The sequence below is a fragment of the Anaerobium acetethylicum genome (genome assembly GCF_900096945.1).
Classification (GTDB): Bacteria; Bacillota; Clostridia; order Lachnospirales; family Lachnospiraceae; genus Anaerobium; species Anaerobium acetethylicum.
Genome location: NZ_FMKA01000007.1, coordinates 1 through 16,050, shown reverse-complemented (window position 1 = coordinate 16,050; position 16,050 = coordinate 1). Strand labels below are relative to the sequence as shown.

Here is a 16,050-nt window from a genome sequence, read left to right as displayed (position 1 = left end):
TTTATATGTATATCAGTTTAAGCGCACCAATTATTGGTGAAGTTAAGAGTGAATATAATAATTGGGATAATTTGTCGAAAGAATGAACGTATCAAAGCTATATGTAAATTCTACTGAGACATACATTGTTCATTCTTCTGTAAATAATGCTGCTGCAATGGATACCATATTGTATTAAAAAAATGTAATTAGCGAAAGGAAGGAAAATTATGAAAAAAGTAATTGCACAATTATTTAGTTTGATTTTAGTATTCTCTATGTTAAGAGCTCCAGCAAATTGTTTTGCGGTTGAGTCAAAATCTGATGAGACGAATAGATTAGAAAAGTTCTAAGTCAGGGGCTCAAAATCAAGAGCTTGAGAAATACTTCAAGCCCCTGATTTAGTACTTTTCCTTTGAACCAAGTCACGCATGCGGACGGTATATGCAGTTTTGAAGGTCTGCCAACAGATGTGGATATGCCATTTATCAGACAGACAGCTCAGATAAATCTTCTGTTGGAGGATGATATAGCAAAAATATATCCTGTTTATGGTATGCTTCATAAGCCGTCCTGTTTCAGGCGACTTTTCGGTTTGTCATTATCAGAGTTGTAAGGATGTCAATATGCTGTTTCAGATAGTTTGTATTTGCTTCATTCATGAAATGAGCCCTCCTGTAAAAGATGGTTGTTAAGTAACAAAAATCTTTACAGGCGGAGCACGAATAGACTTGAAAAAAGCTGAAAAAGACGATATACTCATACACGTAGAAGCCCTACAGTATGAGACGCGACGTCGGCAAACAAAGCACTCATCTGTGGGGCTATTCCTTTATCTAAGATGAGTTAATTGTAAAAGAAAAGCTGCTCCAAGGCAATATGGAACAGCAAAAAATAGAGAGGGCTATCACGCAGCATGCGTGATTTGGTTCAAATAAATGGGTATATTACCTTTACGAGTACATTGAATTATAATAGAAGTTATTACAATGGCTCTTATGACTATGTTTTGGTAAAATTGATTTCTTTTAAATTAGAACGAGAAATATATACTAGTGCTCCTTTTGACGGTTTTAGAAGAGCAACGGCCTTAGTTAGTCAAGTAGGTACTATTGGAGGTCCTGGAAATCCTGCAGTATTAAACAATCAATTAAAAACATATTCGAATATTTCTTATGGGACACTTTATGCTGCTCCTTCGGAATGGTTAGCAGTTTTAAGTGATTATGTTGAGGGATTTAAAGGCGTGAAATATTCCATACCGATCATATATGCAAATGGAACGACAAGCACTTGTACCTATATTCATAGTATGAGATAGGAGAAAATTATGATTAGAAAGAGAAAAACTATCATTAATTTAGGTATTCTAATTGTTGAATTTATATTCCTGGCTATATTTTTAGGCGATAAAATGGCAACTGCTAATTATCTGATATTTAGGTATTGTTCTTTATTAGCAAGATATTTATTTCTGCCAATGACTTACTTCACTGCAACATATCTGGTCATGGAACTTTTGAGTGTTGTTTTCCCATTAAAAAAAGGTATAAACAGATACTTAAAAAGAACAGGTAGAATTGTAATTGGTGTATTATTGGCTGTATATTTTATATTCCTGGGAAATTTGCTTGGCGTCATTCCTTATTTATTTAAGCCTGTATCAGCAGTTAGTATGGTGGTATTTTTCTGGAATTGCACATATAAAATACCTTACATCCTGATCTGGGTGGGAGCTGGAGCGATAACTTCTATATCTTGGTACCAGGTACCATAAAATTTCTCTGTAAATAATACTGCTGCAATGGATACCATATTGTATTAAAAAAATGTAATTAGCGAAAGGAAGGAAAATTATGAAAAAAGTAATTGCACAATTATTTAGTTTGATTTTAGTATCCTCTATGTTAATAGCTCCAGCAAATTGTTTTGCAGCTGAATCAAAATCTGATGATACAAAAATTTTAACAACTACAACAGTTATGATAGACGATAAAATGATTGAAGTACCAATGAGTATTGATGTTAAATCACTTTACACTACAGAAACCAAGACAAGTAGTGATTCTAAAATAAATAGTGATACAAAAGCATCTAATGATTCATGTACAGTATATATTCCTTATACTGAAGAAGCAAAAGAAAATAATGATAAAGTTATCTCTGACATAAAAGCTGCTAAAGGTTCTTCTGAATCTTTTACTTCACAATATGGCTACATCTATTTTACAAGTACCTTGAACTACTCTAGAACTTATTATAATGGAAATTATTCTCAACCTCTGGTGGATTTGATTTCTTTTAAATTAGAAAGAGAAATAATTACTTCTGCCCCATTCGATGGTTTTAGAAATGCATCTGCAAAAGCTCAACAGATAGGAACTATTGGTGATTCTGGTAATGCATCAGAATTATATGGTCAAACATTAAGTTTTTCATCTATAAATTATGGACAACTTTATTCGGTTCCGTCTTCATGGCAACCAATTATAGCTAATGTTCTTGATTATTATAAAGGTGTAAAATATAGTATACCGCTTATATATTCAAATGGAACTACTAGCACTTTAACATATACACATGAAATGCATTAGGTGAAAAGTATGGAAAATAGAAAGAAAAGGACAATAATTAATTTAGGAATTCTTATTGTTGAATTTATATTTCTGGCTTTATTTTTAGACAGAGAACAAACAATAATGTATGAGTCGCTAATATTTATAAGAGCTTCCTTAGTGGCTAGATTTGTAGTTCTGCCAATGACTTACGTTACTGTTACTTACTTGATTATGGGATTTTTAAGTATTGACTTTCTATCAAATAAAGGCGTAAATAGATATTTGACAATAATAGGCAGAATAGTCCTTGGAATAATATTTATTGGATATTTACTATTCTTTTTAAATGTAATAGGCTTCATTCCCTATTTGTTTCGCTTTATACCTATATCATCAATTTATATACTGGATTTTGTTTGGAAAAGTACTTATAAAATACCTTATTTATTAATTTGGGTATTAGTTGGAGTGATAGCATCTATATCAACAAGTAATTGGAGCACTAAGAAAACAAATTTATAAATGATTGGTACCAGGTACCATAAAATTTGAAATTAATCAAAAACATTAAAATTTGAATGTAAATTTTCTTTCATATCATTGTTTTAAAAGTATAGACAGAAGGGGGAGGGATTAAAACATGGAGAACGATGAACTTATTCAGTATTACCGGCAGCATTATCGCTCCTTATTTCTATTTGCCCTTTCCCTGACGAAACGCAAAGAAGATGCGGAGGATCTGGTGGCGAATGCTTTCTTAAAATCAATCTTATGTTTTGAAAAAGGGAATTTCAAGGCCTGGATTTATACAGTGATCAGAAATGAATTTATAAACCTTTATAAAGGCAGAAAGCGTTTTGTAAGCGGAGCAGAAATGAATGAAAAAGAATTTGAAGAAGCATTAAACCTGGACGAAGAAATGCCTGTGGATTTTTCAGCAGAAAAGAATCTGAAAAAGACGATGGAAAAGCAGATCAACAAAAGAGTGTTCAGAAGCGTCCTGCTTATCTTTCTTGGAATCGCCGGAGCTATTTTAATCATCTCCAATCTATTTGATCAGATTTTTTATAATCCTGAAAAAAGTTCGCCCTACCTGGAGTCGAAATTGGCGTATTCGGATTTCAACCTGTTGATGGATATTTATATCGGGTTGAATTATCCTGGAAGAGTATATTATCCGGTTGAAGAAGAGTCCGAGAGTTCAGGGTTTGGTAAGTATCTCGTAAAAGCCAAGGTTCAGGATGATTTTTCACCTTTGGTAATCAATGGGCAATATAATACTGTCTTTGAAGTGAAAAGAAACAAATTATCCATAGAAATGATATCAGATGAGACGAACCTGGCAGTAAAAATATCAGAGTTTTATAATGACAGTAAAGAAACCCCAAGTAAAAGTTATGTAAAAGGGATTCTGGGCATTACGGAAGAAAAGATAGAAGAAATCGAAAAACTGCCGGAATCAGCAGTGTTAAAGGCATCCATAAGCTTTCCTGAAAGTATCCCACTTGAAGAAACTTTAGAGTTCCTGAAAGTTTACCCTGATTCGAGATTTGTATGGATAGGCCTGGACTCAAAGGAGCGGTTTGTTGAAGGCACCTATGATGGAATTAATTTAATGCAGGTAATAGGATATGATTTTAATAATCAGGTGAAAGAAAAATATCCGTCGTTAATGCTGGGAAAAGATGCGTCAGAATGTACTGCGGAAGAACTAGAGGAGTGTTATCGTTCCAGGCTTCAGATCCTGAATGACAATCCAGACTTTATGAAGCTTATGAACAGCTGTATTGGGGATCCGGTTAATTTGGAAAGGGAACAGGAATTAAGAGAACTGAGAATATCTGAAATAGAGGAAGACGGACTTTATTCGATCGGAGTTTACGGGTATATAAGAAAACAGGACTTCTTGAATATGGTAAAAGACGGATCTGTGGTTTATGCTGATATCCAGGATGTGAAATTATCATTTTTTAACCATTAAGGATTACGTCTTTAATGGTTAAAAATGATGCATACAAATTGCAAAATCAGCAATTTGGTTGCGGCCAAATAACGCTACACCCTGCTTGCAGAAAGGAGAAACAGATGATCTTGAAGAAAAAAGAGCTATATAAGAAAAACATCAGTGCATTTATGAATAGAAAGAGCATCATAATTGCAATCAGGACGATTGGCTATCTATATTTAATAGCGATGCTCATAAATACCATCTTTTTTTATGACAAGTATTTGTATGAAACGTTCCTATCCACTCATTTATTCGGTGTTATCGATTTTTTTATGATTACTTATAAATGTCAGGATCATAAAAAGGAAAAGGGGTTGATAAAAAAGTTTTTCGATAAAATAGATGATTTGTTCAGTAAAATAAAGCCGCTAAGATAATTTGTTTTTTTGTTTTATGAAGCTATAAGTTGTTTATTGGCTAATTGTTCAGCGCCCCCGTTCTTCGAAGTGTCTTCTGTTGCCGCTTCAACTCTGGCATAATTGCCAGAGAACTGGAGAATCAGGGTTGTGAATGAATATCCTTTTTTATATAGGCGGTACCACGTCCTGCACCAATCTTCTCAAGATATCCCTCATTCAACAATTCGCTCAATGCCCTCTCAATCGTAATCACGCTGATATCCGGACACAGCTCCATAATCTCCTTTTTGGTGATCTTCCCTAGTTTCTTCTCAAAAACAGCCTTAACTCTTTCTGGTTTCGATAAATTGCGGTAGCGCAAATAATCCACCCTGTCCTGAAACTCTCTGTACGTTTTCAAAATGATTCCAAGATAGTATCGCACAAACGGAAGATATGTGTTTTTTTCTTCGTGCCAGCCAAACGAGCTTTCCTGCAGGACCTCGTAGTAAGTTTCTTTTGTCTTCTCTATGCTCATTTCAACACTGACATATTTTCCCGCAATATAGCCTGCACGATACAATAAAAGCAGTGTCAGTAATCTGCTCATTCTGCCGTTTCCGTCATTGAAAGGATGTACGCAAAGGAAATCTAGTATAAATATTGGAATCAGCAAAAGCGGGTCGTATTTTCCAGCTTCTACGGCAGAGATAAATTCGTTACATAATCTTTTCATATGGTCTGGTGTCTCAAAAGAGGATACTGGCCTGAAACGAACTTTCTTTTTGCCGGATGCATCTTCTTCTGTAATCTGATTATCTGCATTTTTCCAAGATCCGCCAACAGAAGACTCGCTGTATGAATACAGGTCTCTGTGAAGCTGCAAAATGGTGTTGGATCTAGGAGTTATATATTCATAGCTTTCGTGGATTGTGGTCAATACTTCCCGGTATCCTACTATTTCACGTTCGGAGCGATTTTTTGGCTCCGCCTTTTCTTTTATCAATTCGGCTAATCTGGCTTCAGAAGTATAAATCCCCTCAATTCTGTTTGATGCTCCCGTACTTTGGATTTTTGCAATTTCGAGTAAAGAGGTCAATACATCCGGCGCCGCTTCTATATATAATTCCTGTCTGCCTTTGTATTCATGAATCTGCGATATCATATTGAATATTTCAGGATCCATTAATTCTGCAGGTAGCGTCTTATAGTTGAATGCTCTCATGTTTTCTCCTTTTATTTGCATCAATAGTTGTTATTTGCATCATTTTATCACTATTTGATGCAAATAACAAGCTAATAAGGCATCTGACTGTATACCTTGTATGGGTATAATCTCAAAGGCTACATGACTATAGCCCGAACCCCTTCCTAATGTTCTCAAATTCAGGAGAAAAAGCAAATCCACGAAGAATGTCTTCCCTGCTTGTATGATTCGTAAGCCTGTTCAGGTGGTACTGCAGTCCCCCTTCGTCAAATTCCCTGCCCATAAAAGTCCTGTAGAGCACCTTTATGAACTCAGAATCTGACAGGTTCCGGCTCTCGAATTCCGGGGAGATGATGAAGTTCTGTGAGACCTGAACTGGTGATACTTCTCCAAGAATCAGCTTTTCCGCATAGTATTCAAGGCCTGGTATTTCCGGAGCCCTTCCCAGCGCTTCCAGATACATGCGGCTGATAAACATGGTCAGCTGCGGGTTTTTGTCCCGGTAGCTGTCTAATGCCACAGTTCCTCTTGTTATTCCGGTTTCACTGCAGATTCCGGTATATTCGGAAGATTCCACAAATCCCTTGAAGACAAATTCTCTGGAAACGCCATTGTCAAGGAAATTGACCCAGTAGGCCTTTCCATCAGCATCTGAACTTCTGTCCATAAAGGTATTGTAAAGGACTTCCACATAGTCGCCATTGGACAGGCTGCGGTCTGTAAATTCCTCACTGAAGATAAAGTTGTATCCGATCTGGGCTCCGGTCAGTGAATTGTTCACCAGAAGATCGTTGTAATAGGTCATGCCATCCGTATCAGGTTCCCTGTCCAGGATCTTGTTGTAAATTCTGGATATAAAGCGCTGTATATCGGTGAGATCCGGATCAGGGACGATCTCTTCTGCATCAGCAATGGCTCTGGTCAGTCCGGAAAGGGCTGCCGCTACCTCTGCACCTTCAGCCACCGGGCTGTTCAGGAGGGCTTTTGCAAAAACTGCTGTTTCAAATAAATCCTCATAGCCCTCTGGGACCATACCAAACTGGATTTCGTTTTCCCCAAGTAATTCTTCCGCTTCCACGACAGCAGTACGCAGCTGCGTCTTATCTACCGCTTCATAGACTTCGAATTCCTGGATGGAGTAGCCGTTTGCGCCGTTTCGGGCAATTCCCTGCATTTTCACGTATCTGGCGCTGGTGCCTGGTTCGAACTGCAGGCGGCTCAGGTCGCTGGTATTTCCTGTTACGGTAATGCTGTCAGTCCATGTTTTTCCATCATTTGAGGTCTGGATCTTGAAGCTGGAAGCATACCCTGGTGCGTTCCACTGGATCACCGCTTTGGACAGAGGATAAACTTTTCCAAGATCAAGGGTAAGGGAATCGGTGCCGTCATAAAATCCCATCCATTGGGAGTGGGGATCTGTGGTCGCTCCGGTATAGGTTCCGGGTGCCACGTTTCTGCCGTCTCCGTCTACTGCCTTCCAGGCCACATGGAGCTTCTTATCGACTACATCCTGGCTGCCCTGTCCCTTGCGCTGGGCATCTCCCGCAGCGCCCTTGTTCTGGGCAATGTTTACATATTCACCTGTCTCGGCGCCTGAAATGACTTCCGGTGAAAGGGCTTTGTTATAGGCCTTGATATTTGCCAGGTATCCATTAAATCCGGTTCCGATGGTTTTCAGCGGAAAACAGAAGGTGGTGGAGAGGTTGTCCTGGGACTCGTCTGTTTCTGCTTCATTCTGGCGGTACATGACCCTGAAAAGCTTCTTGTTAATGTAGATCTTGGTTACCTGGTAAGTGCCAACGACGGTAACACTGACCTTCTGGTCCTGTGGTACCTGATAGTGCAGACTCTGTTCAAATATGCCCCTGTTCAGGTACATGGCTCCATCCTCGGCGGCAATCTGCAGCCTTCCGTCATAGCCGGAAAAGAGGGAGGATTCAGGCGTGTTTTTCGCAGCATCCTCTGCCTTGACCTTCAAATCGAAGGAGACTGTATAAGGATAGCTTAAGGTCTCCAGGGGCGTGGTTACACTGGTATCGGAATCAAATTTCAGGTAGGTTACGCCGTCTTCTTTGACGAGAGACCCCCCATTTACAGTGGCATTATAATTGTTTCCGCTGGCATCGAACAGGGTAGAAGGCTCTGTTTCATGATCAGCAGCGGCTACATTTGCAAAATCGTAATCGGCAACAAGAGAGGAACGGCTTTCTATATTCATTCCAAGGCCTGTTCCCGGGCCTTCCTTCAGGCGCTGGGAGCGGAAGGTGAATGTCTCATAGGCCTCCATGCTGTTTTCATTCTGTGCACCCCAGGTTTTTTCGCTGATTACTGCAATAGCGCGGGTGATGCGGTCGCTGAAATCCTTTTCCGTAGAGCCTTTGCGGTTTACGTCTGCCCACACTGCCGTTTTGACGCCGAGCAGTCCCGGTTCGCCTTTTTTAACGGCAACTCCGCCGCTCATGGTATACGGGCTCCAGCTTTCATAAAGATGTTCGGCATTGACGGTATCCCTTTTGTTCCTGAGGGGATTGTTGTAAAGGTTATGGTTATCGACATTGACGATCTGGAAGCCTTCAGCAAGGCGTTTTGTCACATTGTCCCCGCCCTCGCCCTGAGAGCACCAGACGTCGAGTACGATATCCTTTAAGGCTTTGCGTTCCGCTTCCGGCAGGTTGCCGAAATAAGGTTCTATGTGTCCCCACATTCTCATGGTCTTTCCATTTTTTGTCAGCAGGTCGTGCATATCCCGGATATAGGATGCCATTGCCGTCTTTTCTTCAGCAGTTGCATTCCAGTATTCGTCCGCACCGATATGAACGGATTCATTGGTGAAGGTTGGATCGGCAGGATTTGTGTATTCTTCCATAAGGGCGGTGATGAACTGCTTTGCCCTTGCACCGCTGTCGCCTGTCAGAGACAGCTGTTCCCAGTTTCTTGCGCATTGGATGGACTTGTCTGTTCCAAGCCAGGAAATATCATCCGGGTTATAATAGGAATACTTTGTGAATGCCGCCGAATGTCCGGGCGCATCGATTTCAGTCAGTACCTGGACGCCCATCTGTGCCCCCAGTGCCTGGAGCTCCTTCCATTGCTCTTTTGTGTACTGCGGATTTTTATAGACGTTGTTGTAATAATCATATTTCGCTTCCGTATGGATGTCGGTTCCAAGGCTCTTGAAGGTAGTGCTTTCAAGGCGGAACATGGCCTCGACTCCCTGCCATGCTGACAGGCTGGCTGAATCCGCCGGACGGAAAAAGTTGTCGTTAATGTGGAGATGGAATTCGCTCATCTTGTACCAGGACATGGTTTTGGCGATGTCTTTTATAGCCTGGTAGCGGAAAGGCGCACGGGCCACATCCAGCATAAGGCCGCGTACCTGGAATTTCGGATAATCCCTGATGACGCCGCATGGGATGGTCAGGGATTCCCTGTCCTGGAACAGGATCTGTTCCACGGTGATGGTTCCGTAAAAGCATCCGGTGTGGGTGGAGGAATAGATTTTCAGCCCCGTTTCATCTGTTACCATATAATAGCCGTTGTCGCCGGTCTCATAGGTATCCGCCTCCTGGGATTCGATATAGATGTCGTTAGGACGGACATCCGCACTTGTTCCGGTCACGACAGCCGGCTCAAAACCGGTAATCTCCAGCAGGTCTTTTTTCATGCTCTGTCCGATATCAGTGATATCAAGATCGGCAGCATCATTTAAAATAATCCTGGTATCCTGGGTATATTGGAACTCGCCCTCATAGCCATACCATTCCTGGAGGGTCGGAATTACCTCTGGCTTCTGGTTCGGCGTGCCTGCGGACCTGTAGATCTGCGGATAGAGGGAGGTTTTGTCAGGAACAGTAATGACCATGTTCTTTTCCGCCTTATCGGAAGGGTCGGAATCATTCACTACCTGGACGATGACATCTACATTTCTGGCTCCGATGTTGTGGGAAGTGACTTTCCCTTCATTGGAAATGACGGGTTCCAGATCGCTTCCTCTCAGGGAAGCAGTATAACCCTCTGCCACCTCCGGAAACAGGACGTCTGTTGAAGTTAGGGTGAGAGTGGGAAGCGTAGTGATTCTGGACAGCTGTTCTGTCGCCGTCGTCTGAATGGCTCCGGTCTTCTGGCCGGTTACTTCAATCTCCCTGATGGAAAGGCAGTTCCATGCAGCCGCCGTATTGATGGCGGAGAATTTGAACCGAAGAAACCTTTTTGCCGTAGAGGGGGTGTCAAAGGTGTTCACCAGGTTCAGGGTTGCGCCGGCAGGCTGTGATTTTGTATATAGTGTCTGCCAGTCTGAATCTGTAGTGCTTTTTGTATCACAGGTCTGGATCACATATTCGGTGGACCAGACTTTTTTATAGAAGCTGATATCGATACCGCTTATCTGGGAAGAAGTGCTTCCCAGATCCATAATCACCCACTGGGCTGTAAATGGCTGGGTGGGTATGGTAGTAGTGGACATTGGCGCGGAGGACCATCTGGATGCGTCAGTGTCCTTGATTCCGTCTGCCATGGCAGATGCAGGCCAGCTGGCAGCGTTTTCCGATCCTGATACTTCGATTGTCGTTCCCAGTGCAATGTTCGTGTCTCCGGCTGCGGCCTCGACCCGGACCGGGCTGCCAAAGCCGACCGGTATTCCGCCGATCAGCAGGCTCATTGCAGCCAACAGGGCAGCTGTTTTTCTAAATTTCATAAAATACCTTCCTTTCGTTTCTCCTAAAGTTGAAATGCCCTCCATCAGGCATTTGTACAGGCTACTGTTTCTGGAATCGTTTCCATAAAAAATACCCCCCGGTAAAATCATATGGTAATTGGTACACAAAAATCAGAAACAGGCTGCACATATCCATATTGCATTGTGGGAATTCGACGGTCAACCCCTGCGTGAGCAAACGTTTGCGTAAAAAAATAGCTGGAAATCACAAGAGGGATGCTTGTGTATGTATCTGTAAAAGTGCACAAAAAAGAAGCGGAATAAAAAGAAGGAGTGTGTTTATTATACAAAAATCAGAGACTATCGTGTAAAGAAAAAGGTATTGGAATTGCTTATAATAAGTATGACAATAGGCGTTTTTTCGCCAAATAACCTTAAAACAAATGAAAAAGGAGAGAAAGATGAGAAAAGGAAGAAAAGCATTATCAATGTTACTGCTGATCTGTGTCTGCATAACGAGCTGCTTTGGTTATGCACCAATAAGCGCATCGGCGGCAGAATTGCCGGCACCTGTTCTGAGCTATCTGGCTGGAAACGAACAGGCAGTAGCGAACGGTACAAATTACTATGCGGTAACCAGCAGCGAAGATGTTAACCGTATTAAGAATCTGACAGATTTTACGATCTGCATGGAATATAAGACCACAAGCAGTGGACTCCAGTCAATATTTTTTGCAGATGGAAATGGTGCGACTACAAACCAGTATTTCAATATGTATATCTGGCCGCAGAATGTGACTGCAACTGGTTCAGATACAAAAGTTGGTATTGAAATCAGGGACGGATCAAAGAATCCGGCAATCTATTCAACGGTTGATGTACACAGCCTTGACGGAAACTGGCACAAGATTGCCATGACTTATAAAAGCGGTACAGGATATGACGTTTATCTTGATAACATAAAAGTCGGAAGCTTTACAGGTTCAGATTATAATACGAGATTTTTGAACAGCCTTGGCGTGGCAACGGATAATATGAGCTTTGGCTCTGGAACAAGAGTAAGTGGAAACAACTATCCATTTACCGGCTCTATCAGAAATATAAAAATGTATGACCAGGTACTTTCTTCATCAGATCTGGAGGGATTTATGACTGCAGGGATCACCATCGATTCCCCGACAGCACTTTTCACTTCGGCAGGAGAGAAAAAGCAGCTTCAGGCAACCGTAAAGCCTGCAGGGTCAGCAGTTACCTGGACATCCAGCGATACTTCAGTTGCAACAGTAAGCGAAACAGGCCTTGTGACAGCAGTTGCAAGCGGAAATGCCGCTATCACAGCAACTTCGGCAGATGGCAGTTCGGCTGTATGCGCAGTAAAAGTTGCAATTCTGACAGCAGCTCTTGAAAAAAGAGATCTGCACCTGGATGGAACAAGTGCAACAGTTGTAGATCTTTCAGCGGAAGCAGACAGTGTTAAAATACTTGAAAAAGGTACTATCACTGCAAGATACCGTTCGGACAGTGACATGACAAATTCCTCTGCCAACCTTATGACGCTTTTCAGCATCTCTGACAAAAACGCTTCGGGCACTTACATGAATTTCTTTGTTAGTCCTGCAGGCAACAGTGTTGGATATGAACTGCAGAAAAATGATACGGCTGTAAGCAACCTCAGAGTTTCAGCAGGTTTAAACCTTACAAACACAAAATGGCACACGGTCTCCTATGTGTTTGACAAGGCGAACAGCATTTTCGTGATTTATGTGGATGGAAAAGTCATCAAAAGCGAGAATGCCCAGAAAGATTTCTTATCAGCACTCTCAGCTGAAGGAAACTGCGTCAGAATCGGTGATATGTCCAGAGCAACAAAAGGCGATCACTTATGGCCATTCAAAGGCGATATCGAATTTTTACAGGTTTCAGGCGATGTGTGCACGGCAGAACAGATTGCTGGCATTCACGAAGCAACTGTAGACAAAACAGTAACGGTGGTACCTGAAATAGCAGACAGGGCAGCTGATGTCGACCTGTATACACCAGGCGTCGGTTCAGTTGCATACAGGATCCCATCCCTTCTTACTACAAAAAAAGGAACTGTATTAGCAGTTGCTGACAGAAGAAACAGTGGCTGGGGAGATTCAGGCGACATTTCCTTTGCTGTCAGAAGAAGTACGGACAGTGGAAAGACCTGGAGTCCTATGCAGATCGTCTATGATCCACCGGCAGATACGACGCCGGGAAGCGGTGGAAATTCATTGCTGATCGATGCGGTTATGGTGCAGGATCAGACGACAGAAGACATCTACTGCATGATGGATTTCTTCCCTGAATCCAGTGCATTGATGGGACCAACCGAAACGAATTCGGGTTATACACAGGTTGGAGACAAGAGATATCTTACCCTTAAATTCGGAGACGGGACAATTGCAGGAAGCACAGGCTCCTATGTGTTAGGCGATGATCAGGCAGTCTACCTATTAGAAAGTGATGGCACAACTCTTACAAAAAGCGAATATACGGTACCTGACTTCAAGGCAGGAACGATTCTGAGAAATGGAGCAGATGCAGGAAATATTTTCTTATACGGAGAAACGAATGACTCTTTAAATATTATCAAGACAAATTATCTGTGGATGTTTAAGAGTTCAGATGAAGGTCAGACATGGTCGGATCCTGTTGATGTTTCAAAATACCTGAAAAAAGACTGGATGAAATTCCTCGGCACCGGCCCTGGCGTTGGCATGCAGATCGAAAATGGCGAACATGCAGGACGTCTTATCATCCCGGTATACATGACCAATTCAAATGTTGGTGCCAGCCAGTCTTCAGCTGTTATGTACAGTGATGACCATGGCGTTACCTGGACGTTGGGAGAGTCAGCAAATGAAGGAAGAAATGGCATTGTAACAGAAACCATGACGGGCGGCGGACTCCTTACGGAATCCCAGGTTGTTGAAGTTGGAAATTCAGGCGTCCTGAAACTGTTCTGCAGGAACAGCGGCGTCGGCGGTGGCAAAGTGGTAATCTGTACAAGTACGGATGGCGGAGCTACATGGAATGATACAGTCCAGATTGACCCGGCTTTAACCGAAGTATATTGTCAGCTTTCGGTTATCAAATGGCCTGAAAAGATTGATGGTAAAACAGCTTATGTATTTGCAAACGCAACTGTAACCGACAGAATGAATGGTAAGGTAAGGATCGGTTTCTATGATGAAGCGACAGACAAATTCACATGGCCATATGAACAGCTGATCGTGAACGGCAAATATGCCTATTCCTGTCTGACAGCACTTCCAAACGGAAGAATCGGTCTTCTGTACGAAGGAGAGGCTGCAAACGGCCAGTGGCATCGTATCATGTTTGCGGATTTCAATGTTGAATGGGTAACGGCACAAAGACAGTATATTGAACCAGCACCATCCATCACCAATGTGGAAATGGCAAAAGCGGATGGAAAGCTTACATTTAATGTAACCTTCGACCAGGCGATGATCGCCATGAAAGCTCCTGTATTGAAATTCCAGTTAAACGGAGTGGATCAAACAGCCGCTTTGGTATCTTCCGGAAATGCAGGAAAAGAATTTGTGTTTGAATACGCACTTGCAGGAACAGAATCAGGAAACATCGTTGTGACAAATGTGGCAGCAAACCCTGCACAGGCAGCTTCTTCAATCGGAAACTATGCAAACCAGATGCCTGCGGATGTTGCAGAAACATTTGCTCTGGAAGGAACAGAAGTTCCGGCTGGTGATAAAACAGCACTTGCTGCTTATATTGCTGCACTTGGAAATAAAACAGCTTCTGATTATACAAGTGGAAGTTTTGCAGCTTACACAGCAGCACTTGCAGCAGCAAATACAGTAAATGGGAATGCACAGGCAACCCAGGATGAAATTGATGGGGCAAAGGCAGCACTGGAAACAGCAGTGGCAGGACTGGTCAATAAGACAGCACTTACCCAGGCAATTGCAGCAGCAGGAGCAAAGATAGCAGATGACTATACAACTGAAAGCTTTGGAGCATATACGACAGCACTCGCAGCAGCAAATGCAGCAGATGCAAAAGCAGATGCGACAGCGGAAGAAATCAGCAAAGCAGTAATGGATCTCAATGCAGCGGTAGCAGGACTGGTTGAGATAACAATAATCGTTCCAGAAGATCCAACAGTAAGCTTCATCAACAGGCTCTACGAGTTGGTTCTTGGAAGGGAAGCAGAGGATGATGGGGTCGCATATTACGAGGAAGCACTTGCCGAGGGCGATACCACCGGTGCAGATCTTGGATACAGCTTCATTAAGAGCCCGGAATTCACGAACCGCAACATGAATAATTCCGACTATGTCGAAGTGCTCTACAATACCTTTATGGACCGTGCTTCTGATGAAGGCGGAAAAGCATACTGGATGAACATGCTTGAAAATGGCGTTTCAAGGGATTATGTATTCAAAGGATTTGCTGAATCAGAAGAATATAAAGACATCTGCGATTCCTACGGAATCATCAGTGGAACAGTAACGCTTACTGCAGAGAGAGATCAGAATGCACAGCTTACCATGTTCATCAACCGGATCTACACAAAGGCATTGGGAAGAGCCGGAGAGGAAGAAGGAATTGAATACTACGCAAAAGCAATAAATTCCGGAGAAATCGATCCAATCCAGGTAGCAAAGAATTTTATCTTCTCACCTGAGTTCGAAGATAAAAATCTTGCAGATGAGGAATATGTAAAAGTTCTTTACCGTACCTTTATGGACAGGGAATATGATGCAGGAGGATTGCAGTACCACCTTGATCGTATGGATAATGGAGTAAGCAAAGAAGATATTCTGGACGGATTTGCTTTTTCACCTGAGTTTAATGAAATCATGAGTGGTTTCGGATTAGTTACAGAATAAGGAATTATGAAAGCACCCCTGGCGCCTGTTGAGAGCGCCAGGGGCTTTTTAAGGGGTACCTGACACCATGAACAAAAATGAACAAAAAATGAACAAATAATGAATAAACAATGAATAAACAATGAATAAACGGCGAACGAATTTCATCTTGATCAATACTCGGAATAATGCACAGAAAATCTTTTTTACAAAAAGTAAAAATGTATTTATTATACAAAAACAAAGGACTATCGTGTAAATCAAATGTCTTTGTGTTTGATTATAATAAGTATGACAATAGGCGTTTTTTCGCCAAATGACCTTAAAACAAATATAGGTAATTGATAAATGTTTTTCTCCTTTTGTGTGGATAACTATCCCGTATATAAGGAGAGAAAAAGGGTCATTATTCAGAATAGTTTCTGGATT

10 protein-coding genes are annotated in these 16,050 nt (G+C 41.8%); 8 read left to right on the top strand and 2 right to left on the bottom strand.

Features of this window, described 5'->3' with window-relative positions; translation table 11 throughout:
* Positions 1-209: 209 nt before the first annotated feature.
* From BJR36_RS20875 to BJR36_RS07825, 7 genes are all read left to right on the top strand, one after another.
* Positions 210-332 carry a hypothetical protein gene (locus BJR36_RS20875; protein WP_278276583.1) on the top strand — a complete coding sequence of 41 codons (123 nt, stop codon included), beginning with the start codon at positions 210-212 and terminating at the stop codon, positions 330-332.
* A 611-nt stretch (positions 333-943) separates the two neighbouring features.
* Positions 944-1,300 carry a hypothetical protein gene (locus tag BJR36_RS20040; RefSeq protein WP_207648833.1) on the top strand — a complete coding sequence of 119 codons (357 nt, stop codon included), beginning with the start codon at positions 944-946 and terminating at the stop codon, positions 1,298-1,300.
* Between the two features lie 9 nt (positions 1,301-1,309).
* Positions 1,310-1,756 carry a hypothetical protein gene (locus BJR36_RS07845; RefSeq protein WP_091232417.1) on the top strand — a complete coding sequence of 149 codons (447 nt, stop codon included), beginning with the start codon at positions 1,310-1,312 and terminating at the stop codon, positions 1,754-1,756.
* Positions 1,757-1,835: 79 nt separating this feature from the next.
* Positions 1,836-2,573 (top strand): hypothetical protein, encoded by a 738-nt coding sequence (locus tag BJR36_RS07840; protein ID WP_091232414.1) that lies wholly within the window; start codon positions 1,836-1,838, stop codon positions 2,571-2,573.
* A 9-nt stretch (positions 2,574-2,582) separates the two neighbouring features.
* A complete protein-coding gene (locus BJR36_RS07835) occupies positions 2,583-3,059 on the top strand; it encodes a hypothetical protein (RefSeq protein ID WP_091232412.1) in 477 nt (158 codons plus the stop codon).
* A 118-nt stretch (positions 3,060-3,177) separates the two neighbouring features.
* Complete coding sequence (locus BJR36_RS07830) at positions 3,178-4,518, top strand: sigma factor (RefSeq protein WP_091232409.1); 1,341 nt, start codon at positions 3,178-3,180, stop codon at positions 4,516-4,518.
* Positions 4,519-4,622: 104 nt separating this feature from the next.
* Positions 4,623-4,922 carry a hypothetical protein gene (locus BJR36_RS07825; protein ID WP_139133529.1) on the top strand — a complete coding sequence of 100 codons (300 nt, stop codon included), beginning with the start codon at positions 4,623-4,625 and terminating at the stop codon, positions 4,920-4,922.
* Between the two features lie 121 nt (positions 4,923-5,043).
* Here BJR36_RS07825 and BJR36_RS07820 read toward each other — a convergent pair whose 3' ends face one another.
* Both BJR36_RS07820 and BJR36_RS07815 read right to left on the bottom strand, forming a co-directional pair.
* On the bottom strand, positions 5,044-6,108 hold the full coding sequence (locus BJR36_RS07820; RefSeq protein ID WP_091232404.1) for a Fic family protein: 1,065 nt from the start codon (positions 6,106-6,108) through the stop codon (positions 5,044-5,046).
* A gap of 127 nt (positions 6,109-6,235) precedes the next feature.
* Positions 6,236-10,783 (bottom strand): DUF4214 domain-containing protein, encoded by a 4,548-nt coding sequence (locus BJR36_RS07815; protein WP_169823628.1) that lies wholly within the window; start codon positions 10,781-10,783, stop codon positions 6,236-6,238.
* 422 nt (positions 10,784-11,205) lie between these two features.
* Here BJR36_RS07815 and BJR36_RS07810 point away from each other — a divergent pair, with 422 nt between their 5' ends.
* Positions 11,206-15,642: a DUF4214 domain-containing protein gene (locus BJR36_RS07810; protein WP_169823627.1), complete on the top strand. Its 4,437-nt coding sequence runs from the start codon at positions 11,206-11,208 to the stop codon at positions 15,640-15,642.
* The last annotated feature ends 408 nt before the right edge of the window (positions 15,643-16,050 follow it).